This is a genomic window from Muriicola sp. Z0-33, from assembly GCF_026126425.1.
In the GTDB taxonomy this organism is placed as follows: domain Bacteria; phylum Bacteroidota; class Bacteroidia; order Flavobacteriales; family Flavobacteriaceae; genus JAFMPW01.
On record NZ_JAFMPW010000015.1, the window covers coordinates 36,724 to 49,347 of the forward strand.

Below are 12,624 nucleotides of genomic sequence, written 5' to 3' on the forward strand. Positions count from 1 at the left end.
AGCGAAAATTTCATTGTGCTATACCGTCTTTTTGCTAAAATTATTATTGCACTTGTACTTCCTTATTTAAAATGGACTTAAAAGGATGCAGGACATTTAGCGCTTGGTTAACTGAATTAATTTTATCGAAAGTCAGCAACAAACGCAGTCCGTTTCGTGTTTGTTTTTCTTTAACCCTACACAAATCAGGATATTTTTGGGCAAACTGCAGTACCCTGGTAAAGATATCACTTTGGTAAAAGCCCGACTCTTGATCTGCGATAAAATATCCAATGAACTTTCCTTTTTTCATTACTACTTTTTCAAGGCCAATGCCATTGGCAATCCATTTAACACGAACAGAATTCAGGAGATCTTCCACCTGTGATGGAAGTTCCCCAAACCTGTCAATCAATTGTGTTTCAAATTTTAGGAGTCCTTCCTCTTCATTTATGTTATTTAATTCGGTGTAAAGACTTAGTCGTTCTGAAATATTATTCACATAGTCATCCGGAAAGAGTAGTTCAAAATCAGCATCAATTTGAGTCTCTTTTACATAAACTTTGGAGGAATGCCCTTCTACTTCATCATATAATTCTTTGAACTCATTCTCTTTGAGTTCTTCTATAGCCTCGTTTAAAATTTTCTGATATGCTTCAAAACCAATTTCATTTATAAAGCCACTTTGTTCTCCGCCTAACAGGTCGCCGGCGCCTCTGATTTCCAGGTCTTTCATAGCAATATTAAAACCACTTCCCAATTCTGTAAACTGTTCCAGGGCCTGAATTCTTTTACGTGCATCCGGGGTCATTACTTCATAGGGCGGTGTAATAAAGTAGCAGAAGGCTTTCTTGTTACTTCTTCCAACTCTGCCTCTCATTTGATGCAGATCGCTCAGCCCAAAATTATTGGCATTATTAATATATATAGTATTGGCATTGGTAACGTCCAACCCACTTTCCACAATGGTTGTTGAAACCAGCACATCGAACTCCCCATTCATAAATGCCAACATTAATGCCTCTAGTTTTTTGCCTTCCATCTGGCCGTGGCCTATACCAATTTTGGCGTCGGGAACCAAACGTTGAATCAGGCCTGCCACTTCCTTGATATTTTCTATTCTGTTATGAATAAAGAACACCTGCCCTCCGCGTTGAATTTCATGAGAAATGCCATCTCTGATAATTTCTTTTGAGAACCTTATGACTCTGCTTTCAATAGGGTATCTGTTCGGCGGCGGGGTATTTATTACTGAGAGGTCCCTGGCGGCCATAAGACTAAATTGAAGGGTTCTTGGGATTGGGGTAGCAGTTAGCGTAAGTACATCGACATTTTCCTTGATGGCCTTGAGTTTATCCTTAACCGCAACCCCAAATTTTTGTTCCTCATCTACAATCAGGAGTCCAAGATCCCTGAATTTTACATTCTTATTGACCAATTGATGGGTGCCGATTATGATATCTATTTTCCCAGAAGCCAGCCCTTCCAATATTTCTCTTTTCTCTTTTGCAGTTCGGAACCTGTTGAGATAATCTACCGTTACCGGCATTTCTTTGAGTCGCTCTTTAAAAGTTCTCTGGTGTTGAAAGGCCAAAATAGTAGTTGGCACTAAAACCGCTACTTGTTTTCCATTATCTACGGCTTTAAAGGCAGCACGAATTGCCACTTCGGTTTTCCCAAAACCGACATCTCCACAGATTAATCTATCCATGGGCCTTTCACTTTCCATGTCTTTTTTTATGTCGGCGGTAGCAGTGCTTTGGTCCGGAGTGTCTTCATACAGGAAAGAAGCTTCCAACTCGTGTTGTAAATAACTGTCCGGGTCGTACCGGAAACCTTTTTCCAATCTTCTTTTTGCGTATAGCTTAATAAGGTCAAAGGCTATTTTCTTTACCCTGGATTTGGTTTTCTGCTTTAGTTTCTTCCAGGCCGCAGAACCCAACTTGTATATTTTGGGAACCGCACCATCTTTACCATTAAATTTTGAGATTTTGTGCAAAGAATGAATGCTGACATAGAGGATGTCCCTGTCCCCATACATCAATTTTATGGCTTCCTGCTTTTTCCCGTCAACATCTATTTTTTGAAGCCCCCCGAATTTACCAATGCCGTGATCAATGTGCGTAACATAATCTCCAACTTCCAGTTTATTAAGTTCTTTTAAGGAAATGGCCTGTTTCTTGGCATACCCAGTTCTCAGGTGAAACTTATGGTAGCGTTCAAAAATCTGGTGATCCGTATAGCAAACCAATTTAAGATCTTCCTCAATAAATCCTTGATACAGAGGAAAAACAACGGTTTTATAATGCACGTCTTTATCTACTTCATCAAAAATATCATGAAAGCGCTGGGCTTGCTGTTCTGAGGCGCAAAAAATAAAATTAGTATAGCCCTGTGCCCCATTTTTATTTAGGTTTTCAATCAGTAAATCGAATTTCTTATTGAAAGAAGGTTGAGGCTTAGTTTTAAAATCTACTACTACGCTCTCATTGGAAGTTACACCTCCGGAAGTATTGATCTCCCCGGAAATTTCTTCGTGCGACAACTCCGTTTCTGAAGCAAACCCCCCAAATGAAACATGGCTAAAATCGTGCAATTGCTTTTTCAGTAGTGGGGCATTCGTGAATAATTCCTGGGGTTCGGCATGTTTTATTTCTTCTGATAAAGTTTTAAATGCCTCTATTGCCTTTTCATAAAAGGAAGTGATTCTAATAAGAAGGAAATTCCTGTTTTTAGTGAATATTATCGTTTTGGGTGAAATATATTTCAGGAAACTTTCCCTGGTTTCATTGAGGTATTTGTTCTCAACATTCGGAATAATGGTAATCTTTTTAACCTTTTCTGTTGAAAGCTGTGTGGCCACATCAAAGGTTCTGATGCTATCTACCTCATCACCATAAAATTCTAATCTGTAGGGCTCATCATGAGAAAATGAAAAGACGTCAACGATACCTCCCCTAACAGAAAATTCACCAGGTTCGGTTACAAAATCTACCCGTTTAAATTGATATTCGAATAAAACTTCATTAAGAAAGTCTAATGACAGTTTATCTTCAGTACTTATTTTAAGGGTATTCTTGTTTAGTTCTTTTCTAGTCACCACTTTCTCAAAGAGGGCATCGGGATAGGTAACAATAACAGCCGGTTTTTTTCTGGAATTGATCCTATTAAGCACTTCAGCCCTTAATAGGACATTGGCATTATCTGTTTCTTCAATCTGATAGGGCCTTCTATAGCTCCCGGGATAGAAAAGCACATCTTTCTGACCTATTAGTTGTTCCAGATCATTGAGATGATATGCCGCTTCTTCTTTGTCATTTAATATCAACAGAAATGGCAAGTTGGCCTGCTCAAAGGTTTCTGCAATAGCAAAGGACAGGGCAGAGCCTGTAAGGTTTTTTAGTACAATGTTCTTTTCAGAAGAGGCAATAGCCTGCCGCAGTTTCTGTACTTGCAGAGACTGTGAAAACAGTTGCTTAATAGTAGTAGTGGTCAACCGTTAAAATTTCTGCAAATATACTCCTTGACCTATACAGCAGCCAAAGAATGGGCTAAATTTTTACGATACTCGAATCAGCAATGGCGTAGACTTCATGGCCTTTTTCTTTTTTTAGTACATGACTCCCGGTGAACTCTCCAAAGGCAGGTAAAATCAGCTGATTTTTACTTTTAAAAAAACAGGGTAACCTCAGGCTTTGTCTCCCGCTTCCTTTAAGACGAACAGCAGGGTGAATGTGTCCCGAAAAATTAAAAAGTCCTTCCCGTTCTTCAGGATGATGTGTTAACAAAAAACCGTCTAACAGAATTTCTGCCACTACCTGCACTCCTATATTTTCATACTTTAAGGGGGAGATTATGTCGTGGTTCCCCGAAACGAGTATTATCTCCTCGTTCCTATCCTGAACCCAATGTTCAAAGAGGCGCCATTCGGCGTTGATGTAACTATGGAACAGGTCTCCAAGGAAGCAAATAATTTTTGGACGGAAATGACTTATAGCCGTATCGAGTAATTCAAAATTCTTTTCAATTGCCTTAACAGGTACCGCGGCTCCGTACTTTCTGAAATGCGAAACTTTACCCAAATGCACGTCACTGATCAAAACTGCTGATTTTTCCTTCCAAAACAGAGCGCCACTGGGATGCATTACAAAATTCTGATGTTTTATTTCAATAGTGGTTGTCATAATCGTGATCTATAGCGAATGTATAGAGTGGCTTCTTCTGAATTCATAACAAATATAAATGAATTTATAGGGGGGAGTTTTTACAGGGGAAATACTTTACATCTCAAAAATTTGGCAGCTAATTACGTGTTAATTTAGCCGTCATGCGTTTAATGCGATCTGCCAGCCCTTCATTGGTGAGCTTCTCACGTAACCGATCTGTAATTATGGGAAAGGAGAAAGGTGTGGGTCCCGAACAGGCCTGCCAAATAATCTTTTGATTGGCAATACGTTCCAGGGCCATTCTTAATCTACCTTCCTCGAGCTGATGTTCAAAGGTTTCTCTGTAGGCTTGCTGAAATAAGAGATTATCTGGTTCGTAGTCCTTGAAGACATCAAATAGCAGTGAAGAATTGCCTTGTAAATGTTTCATTTTGATGCCTTTGTGAGGATATCCGGTAAAAACCAGGCCGCTAATCACCGCTATGTCCCTGAATTTTCTACGAGCCATTTCAGTATCATTGAGACTTTTCTGTAAATCTTCTCGCAAATAGTCAGTACTGAACAGGTTATTGTCTACCAGTAGTTGAATGTCTATTTGCTTATCGGATAGCAATTCAAAACCGTAATCGTTAAATGCCAGGGAGAAGGTTATTGGACCTAGTAAACTTATGCGATATCCCAGGAGGCTGCCCATGGCTTCATGGACAAATCTCCCTTCAAAAGGATAGAAAATATGGTGAAATCCGTCCTGGGTCTCAAAAGTTTCTATCAAAAATTGATCAGGATTTGGCACTATACTTTCTATTCGTTGCCTGTCGAACAAAGAAGTAAGGGCAATAATCTCTTCAGATTGCTCCTTGGTATTTCTCCCTGCGGTATATAATTCTTCCCTTAATATTTTAGACATTTCGGAAGAGAGTGTCAGCCGGCCCCCCATCCAGGCGGGGACCTTGCTTGTCTTTTTCGAAGAGGGTCTAACCTTGGCCTGCATTCCCTTAACACTTATAAACTCCAGGTTTCTCCCTGCGAAAGTAAAAACATCACCGGGGTTTAACTTCGAAATAAAAGACTCTTCAATGGTGCCGATATAGCCCCCTTTTTGATATCTGACAGTAATATTAGCATCACCGACAATGGTTCCTATTTGAAATCTGTGGCGCATGGCAATTCCTCTATTATTTACTTTAAATCTACCGTCTTCTTCCCTTTCTACTTTTTTGTATTCATCATAAGTGTGGAGGCTTTGACTTCCAAGTACCAGAAAATTAAGGAGCCAGTGCCATTGATCCTTTGTCATTCCCTGATAACAAAAGGTCTCTTTTATTTCGGGGTAAATTTCCTCGGGATAAAAACCGTCAGAAACTGCAAGGGTGGTAAGGTATTGAACCAGTACGTCAAAGCTATTTAGATAAGGTATCCGGTCTTCTACAGCCTTTTTTTTAACTGCCTGCTGCAATGCTGAGGCTTCTATCAACTCTATTGCATGGGTGGGAAGAAAATAGATTACACTTTCTTTACCTGGCTTGTGACCACTTCGTCCTGCACGCTGTAAAAACCTGGCCACCCCTTTAGGCCCCCCTATCTGAACCACGGTTTCTACGGGAGCAAAGTCGACACCAAGATCAAGGCTCGAGGTGCATACCACAGCTTTCAGGCTTTCATTTCTAATAGCCTGTTCTACCCAGACCCTTGTCTTTTTGTCAATACTTCCATGATGCATAGCTATTTCTCCCGCAAATTCCGGATGTTTTTCCAGGATTTTCTGAAACCATATTTCGCACTGACTTCTGGTATTCGTGAAAAGTAAGGTTGTTCTGCTGTTATTGATTATTGGGATAACATCCGGGAGTAGTCGCAGCCCTAAATGCCCTCGCCAGGGATAGGTCTCTATCTCTTTGGGGATGATGCTTTTCACGGTAATTTTCTTGTTGAGATTGGCACGAATCAAAACGGAATTCTCATAAGCGTCAGAATTTGGTCCTAATAACACTTCACGTGCCTGTTCAAGATTCCCAATGGTGGCGGAAATGCCCCATATGCGCAAATCTTTTGCTACAGTTTTAAGTCGGGAAAGACCCAATTCCATCTGAACCCCCCGCTTAGTTCCCAGGAGTTCGTGCCATTCATCTACTACTATAGCAGAACAGGATTTGAATATTTTATCATATCCCTTGGCAGACAAGAGTAGCTGAAGACTCTCCGGTGTAGTAATGAGCAGGTCTGGCATCATTTTTTTCTGCCTGGCGCGCTCAGTGGTAGAAGTGTCACCCGTTCTGATTCCTACGGTGAGTTGAGTTTCCAGATCGTTGATCACTCTCTCTGCAGATTGTTTTATTTCTAATGAAAGTGCTCTCAGTGGGGTAATCCAGATAGCTTTCAATCCTTTTTTATGTTTTACTTTAAAATCAGGATTTTGTTGAATGTAGTTCAGTACAATCGGAAACCAAAGAGCATATGTCTTCCCGCTGCCAGTAGGAGCATTTAAAAGGCCGTTCTTTTGCGCTAAGAATGCAGCCCATGTTTTTTTTTGAAAAGGGAAAGGTTGCCAGTTTTGATCCAGGAACCACTTTTCTGCAATTTTATAAAGTTGTTCTCTTGTCATATTTAAGGGCATCTCACGGCTGGTTGAAATTACAAATTAATTTGAGGAAAATGATTTGGAGGTGATTTAGATCATGGCAGATCTTTTTTGATTGGCAAACGCCAAAATAAAATGTAAACTTTTAAAATAATCACCTTTAAAAAATTTATATTTGCAGTCCTAAAATTAGTGTTATGTCTGTTAATGATTTGTATAGTTCCGACTCGGCCAATAACAATCTGGCGCACTTTGCCAGTATAGCAAGTTTGGCTGCCGTAGATGGAGTAATTGATGATGATGAAATGAAATTGTTAGTTCGGTTTGCAGACAGGTTGCAAATCACAAAAGAACAATTTAAAGAGGTGATGAAGAAGGAAAACAAATACTCTATTAGACCTCAAGTAAGTTTCAAGAAGCGTTTAGAGCGTTTTTATGATCTGTTGCGTATCGTTTTTACAGATGGTCATATTGAAGATGCCGAGGAACTCCTGCTGACGAAGTATGCTATAGGACTTGGATTCTCTGTTGATAAGGCCGAAGAAATCCTTAAAAGGTCTATTGCTATTTTTACGGGTAAAATAGATTTCGAGGATTATTCGTCTCTGATTAAGAAGTAAGGAGGATCTAAGGGCATTAATTGCTGGGCAATCAGATATATTTTGCCATAAATTCCTCCGCCTTATCCACCATTAATGAGCTGCCACAAAAGAAAGGGACACGCTGGTGCAGTTCAGTAGGTTCAACTTCCATGATTCTGCCATAACCATCGCTGGCCTTGCCATTTGCCTGCTCCGCCAAAAAAGCCATTGGATTGCATTCGTAAAGTAAACGCAACTTCCCATTAGAAGCCATGCTGCTTTTGGGATACATATAGATACCACCTTTTATCATATTTCTATGAAAATCTGATACCAGGGAACCGATATACCTGGAGGTATAGGGCCGATCTCCTTCTTCTTTTTGGCAATACTTAATGTAATCTTTTACCCCCTGAGGAAAATGGATATAATTTCCTTCGTTTACAGAGTAAATTTTACCTGTTTCCGGGAATTGCATGTTGGGGTGAGACAAATAAAAGGTGCCTATGGCGGGGTTTAAAGTGAAGCCATTTACACCGTGCCCAGTGGTATACACCAACATTGTAGAAGTGCCGTAAATTATATAGCCGGCAGCAACCTGATTGATGCCCGGCTGTAAAAAATCTCCCAGGGTAACCGGAGTTCCCACAGGAGTAATTCTTCGATAAATAGAAAAAATGGTCCCAACAGATACATTAACATCAATATTAGAAGAGCCATCCAGAGGATCAATTAACACCACGTATTTGTTCTGGTGTTTTTCATCATTGCTATTAATACTTATAAAATCATCTTCTTCTTCAGAGGCTATCCCACAAACGATTTCCCTGTTTTTAAGTGTTTGGATGAATTTTTCGTTGGCAAGCACGTCTAGTTTTTGCTGATCTTCCCCCTGAATATTTGTATCGCCAATGGCTCCTAAAATATCTATTAGTCCCGCTTTATTTACCTCGTGATTAACCACTTTGGCAGCCAGGCGGATGGCATTTATCAACTTTGAAAGTTCTCCTGAAGAATATTGAAATTCCGACTGATTTTCGATAATAAATTCACCTAGAGTCGTATTTTTTTGAGTCATGAAGGGCAGCTAGATTTATTTAGGCACAAATATCGGTTATTTTGTTAAACTACAACGATTTCGCTGCGCTGTAGTTTTTTAAATTTATAACTTTGTGTTTTATTTGTAACAAGTATGAAATATTCAATTAGAGCTGCACAGCCAGTAGATATGGATCAGGTATTGGGCCTGGTAAAGGAGTTGGCTAAATTTGAGAAAGAAGATAATGCGGTGGAGATAAGCGCTGAAGACCTGCTTAGAGATGGTTTTGGTACGGAAAAGCGTTTTCAGTGTTTTGTAGCTGAGGTTGCTGAAAAAATTGTTGGAATGGCTCTGGTCTACGACAGATATTCTACCTGGAAGGGGCCAGTTGTTCACCTCGAGGACTTAATTGTCAGTGAAAGTATGCGGGGTACAGGCCTGGGAACGGCCCTTTTGAATGAGGTTGTAAAATATGGTCGGCAACTGGGCGTTAAACGTATTAGTTGGGAAGTTCTGGATTGGAATGAACCAGCTATCAGTTTTTATGAAAAAAAGGGGGCAATTGTAATGAGAGACTGGGATGTGGTGCATTTAGATGAAAGGGGTATTGATAATTATTTGGAAAAAATATGAGAGTTTTCAAATTTGGGGGCGCTTCTGTTAAGGACGCCGAAGGAGTAAAGAACCTGGCTGCAGTATTAAATGCAGCCGGCCATGAGAATACTTTTCTGATTGTTTCGGCAATGGGTAAAATTACCAATGCCATGGAAAAGGTGGTAGATTGTTATTTTGAAGATAAGAGTGCACTCGGTCTGGCAATTGAGGAGGTAAAGGAGTATCACCACGAAATTTTAGGGGAACTTTTCGCCAGCAAACAACATCCGATATATGCAAGAGTGGCCGATTTGTTTGATGAGGTAAAGGGTTTTTTAGCCTGGAATAAATCACCGAAGTATAATTTTGTCTATGACCAGGTGGTGGGGTATGGAGAATTGTTATCTACTGCTATTGTAAGTGCATATCTTAATGATTCCGGGATAAAAAATACCTGGATAGATGTAAGAAATTTGATCAAAACCGATGACAATTACAGAGATGTCAAAGTAAATTGGGAAAAGACACAGGAACGGGTTAGCACTCAAGTTGAAAAAGGAAAGTTATATATAACTCAGGGGTTTTTGGGGAGTGATGAAAATAATTTTACTACCACTTTAGGAAGAGAAGGTTCGGATTATACAGCAGCTATTTTAGCTTACTGCCTTAATGCCAACTCGGTAACTATATGGAAAGATGTTCCGGGAGTTTTAAATGCAGATCCAAGATATTTTGAAAAAACTCAGCTTTTAAACAAGATTTCTTATCGGGAGGCTATTGAACTTGCTTTTTATGGAGCTTCGGTCATTCATCCCAAAACATTACAGCCATTACAGCGCAAGGAAATACCTTTGCATGTGAAATCTTTTATACACCCAAATGATCCGGGAACCACAGTAGGAAAAGGCATTGGGATAGAGCCCGAGGTGCCTTGTTTTATAGTGAAGAAAGATCAGGTACTGATGAAATTGTCTTCACTCGACTTTTCATTTATTGTTGAAGACAGCATTAGTGATCTGTTTAAATTACTTCATGACCACAAAATGAAAGTAGATCTGATCCAGAATTCTGCCATTAGTTTCTCTGTTTGTGTTGACAACAAATTTGGTAAGTTAGAAGAACTTTTGAACCACTTAAAGGGCAAGTTCAAGGTGGTGCACCATGAAGGGGTATCGCTTTACACCATTCGGCACTTTAACTCTGCTGCAATTAAATCCTTGCAAAATGGCAGGGAAGTAATTTTGGAACAGCGGGGTAGGGAAACCGTACAGCTGGTGGTAAAATAATCTACTTCGGCTAAATATTCCAATGTTAAAATGGGTGTCTCCTATATCGATTTCCCTATATTTACCCTTGCAACACTGTGAGAATTTATGGGATTAGTAACTGCAAAGGAAGTGGCAAAAGCGATCAATCTGGATCGCTACGGTTTCTTGGGAACATTTATGGGATGGTTCCTGATGAAGATCACCAAAATTTCTTCCATCAACAGGTTTTATAACAAGCACAAGCACCTGGAAGGGGTTGCCTTTTTGGAGGCAATTCTTGAACATTATGAGATAGATTTTGAAATTCCTCAGGACGATTTCAGGCGGCTCCCTAAAGATGGGGCATATATTACTATAAGTAATCATCCCTTAGGTGGTATAGACGGCGTATTGCTTTTAAAGTTGATGTTGCAACAGCGTTCTGACTTTAAGATTATCGCTAATTTTTTACTACATAGAATTGCACCCATAGCTCCTTATATTATGCCCGTTAACCCATTTGAGGAGCGGAAGGATGTAAAGAGTAGTATTGCCGGATTTAAAAGTGCAATTGAACATATAAAAGAAGGGCATCCACTTGGGATTTTTCCGGCAGGAGAGGTCTCTACCTATAAAGATGGAAAGCTTATAGTAGACAGACCCTGGGAGGAAGCGGCGATAAAACTTATTCGTAAAGCCAACGTGCCGGTTGTCCCAATATACTTTCATGCCAAAAATAGTCCCCTTTTTTACCGGCTGTCAAAAATCAACGATATTTTCAGGACGGCCAAATTGCCTTCTGAAATTACCTCGCAAAGAAATCGGGCTATAAAAGTTAGGATAGGGCAACCAATTTCAGTAGAAAATCAAAAGGAACAAGAGACTTTGGAAGAGTTTACTGAACTCTTGAGAATAAAAACCTATATGCTTGCCCATGCCTATGAAAAAGAACGTTTAATAGATCAAATCCCAACATCACTCAAAATACCCAAACCTCCGAAAAAGATTGCCTCAGCAGTACGAACAGAAGTGATACAGGGAGAAATAGAAAAGCTACGCGAAAAGGATTGCAGATTGTTACAGAGCAAGAATTATGAAGTGTTTCTGGCGCAAAAAAAGGATATGCCTTTTATTTTAAATGAGATAGGCAGACAGAGAGAAGTAACTTTCAGAGCGATAGGAGAGGGGACAAATAATGCCATTGACCTTGATAGGTTTGACGACTATTACCATCATTTATTTCTTTGGGATGATGCCGAGAAAGCTATTGTAGGCGCCTACAGAATGGGAATGGGTTCGGAGATATTTGAAAAACACGGAATTGATGGTTTTTATCTCCAGGACCTCTTTGGATTTGAACCCGAGCTTTATGGTATGATGAGGCAATCTATTGAAATGGGAAGGGCCTATATTGTTAAAGAATATCAACAAAAACCGATGCCATTGTTTCTGCTATGGAAAGGGATTGTGCATACCACCCTGAGGCATCCGGAACATAAGTATCTGATTGGGGGAGTAAGTATCAGTAATCAATTCTCCAATTTCTCTAAATCCCTGATGATAGAATTTATGAAATCTAACTATTGGGATCCTTATGTTGCTCAGTATATAAGACCAAAAAAGGAGTTTAAGGTAAAACTTAACGATGCTGACAAGGAGTTTGTATTTGATGAAACCGAAGCAGATCTAAACAAGTTCGATAAACTAATTGAGGAAGTTGAACCTGGAAGTCTCAGGCTTCCCGTTTTGATCAAGAAGTATATTAAGCAAAATGCCAAGGTTGTGGCTTTTAATGTTGATCCGCTTTTTAATAATTCTGTGGACGGGCTAATGTATATTAAGATTGCAGATCTGCCCGAGAGCACTGTGAAGCCTGTAATGGAAGAATTCCAGGCGGAATTGGAGCGCAAACTTACAGAAGGTAACGATGCCTCTTAATTCATACCAACCACCTTGCTTCTTCTTTCAAAAATCACATTGTCTTTCCAGACACCATCTAATTTGCCCACACGTTCCCTATGGCCGATTCTTCTGAAACCCATATTTTCGTGCAACCTAATGCTCCCGGTGTTTTCAGGAAATATGCCGGATTGAAGCGTCCAGATCCCTTCTTTCTCACTAAGATGTATTAGCTCGGTCATCAGCAATTTTCCAATTCCTGAACCTCTGTGTTCCTTCCCGACATACACACTTATCTCTGCCACTCCTCCATAAACACAACGACTGGAAACAGGAGATAACGCTGCCCAACCCATTACCCGGGCTCCCTCTTCTGCAAGTATTCTACAGGAAGGCAGATGGGCTTTATCCCAATTTTCGAAAGAAGGGACCTCTTTTTCAAAGGTGGCAAAACCAGTGGCAATGCCCTCTTTATAAATTTTGGAAACAGCGGGCCAATCTGATGATTTAAATGATCTTAGTCTTATGTTATCCATAGGCT

At 40.0% G+C, this 12,624-nt stretch carries 9 protein-coding genes; 4 read left to right on the forward strand and 5 right to left on the reverse strand.

Annotated features, from left to right (window positions below; genetic code table 11):
* Positions 1 to 43 precede the first annotated feature (43 nt).
* The 3 genes from mfd to J1G40_RS16260 form a co-directional block, all read right to left on the reverse strand.
* Complete coding sequence (gene mfd, locus J1G40_RS16250; protein ID WP_265243718.1) at positions 44 to 3,475, reverse strand: transcription-repair coupling factor; 3,432 nt, start codon at positions 3,473 to 3,475, stop codon at positions 44 to 46.
* A gap of 55 nt (positions 3,476 to 3,530) precedes the next feature.
* Positions 3,531 to 4,163 carry a ligase-associated DNA damage response endonuclease PdeM gene (gene pdeM, locus J1G40_RS16255; protein WP_265243719.1) on the reverse strand — a complete coding sequence of 211 codons (633 nt, stop codon included), beginning with the start codon at positions 4,161 to 4,163 and terminating at the stop codon, positions 3,531 to 3,533.
* A gap of 118 nt (positions 4,164 to 4,281) precedes the next feature.
* On the reverse strand, positions 4,282 to 6,747 hold the full coding sequence (locus J1G40_RS16260) for a ligase-associated DNA damage response DEXH box helicase (RefSeq protein ID WP_265243720.1): 2,466 nt from the start codon (positions 6,745 to 6,747) through the stop codon (positions 4,282 to 4,284).
* 173 nt (positions 6,748 to 6,920) lie between these two features.
* Here J1G40_RS16260 and J1G40_RS16265 point away from each other — a divergent pair, with 173 nt between their 5' ends.
* Complete coding sequence (locus J1G40_RS16265; protein WP_265243721.1) at positions 6,921 to 7,343, forward strand: TerB family tellurite resistance protein; 423 nt, start codon at positions 6,921 to 6,923, stop codon at positions 7,341 to 7,343.
* Between the two features lie 31 nt (positions 7,344 to 7,374).
* Here the strand turns inward: J1G40_RS16265 and fbp are convergent, their stop codons facing one another.
* A complete protein-coding gene (gene fbp, locus J1G40_RS16270; RefSeq protein WP_265243722.1) occupies positions 7,375 to 8,382 on the reverse strand; it encodes a class 1 fructose-bisphosphatase in 1,008 nt (335 codons plus the stop codon).
* A 114-nt stretch (positions 8,383 to 8,496) separates the two neighbouring features.
* Here fbp and J1G40_RS16275 point away from each other — a divergent pair, with 114 nt between their 5' ends.
* From J1G40_RS16275 to J1G40_RS16285, 3 genes are all read left to right on the forward strand, one after another.
* Positions 8,497 to 8,976 (forward strand): GNAT family N-acetyltransferase, encoded by a 480-nt coding sequence (locus tag J1G40_RS16275; protein WP_265243723.1) that lies wholly within the window; start codon positions 8,497 to 8,499, stop codon positions 8,974 to 8,976.
* Positions 8,973 to 10,223: an aspartate kinase gene (locus J1G40_RS16280; protein WP_265243724.1), complete on the forward strand. Its 1,251-nt coding sequence runs from the start codon at positions 8,973 to 8,975 to the stop codon at positions 10,221 to 10,223. The genes J1G40_RS16275 and J1G40_RS16280 overlap by 4 nt, the downstream gene beginning before the upstream one ends.
* 87 nt (positions 10,224 to 10,310) lie before the next feature.
* Positions 10,311 to 12,122 (forward strand): lysophospholipid acyltransferase family protein, encoded by a 1,812-nt coding sequence (locus J1G40_RS16285; protein WP_265243725.1) that lies wholly within the window; start codon positions 10,311 to 10,313, stop codon positions 12,120 to 12,122.
* Here the strand turns inward: J1G40_RS16285 and J1G40_RS16290 are convergent.
* Complete coding sequence (locus J1G40_RS16290; RefSeq protein WP_265243726.1) at positions 12,119 to 12,619, reverse strand: GNAT family N-acetyltransferase; 501 nt, start codon at positions 12,617 to 12,619, stop codon at positions 12,119 to 12,121. The two genes, J1G40_RS16285 and J1G40_RS16290, sit on opposite strands and share 4 nt — an antisense overlap.
* Positions 12,620 to 12,624 lie beyond the last annotated feature (5 nt).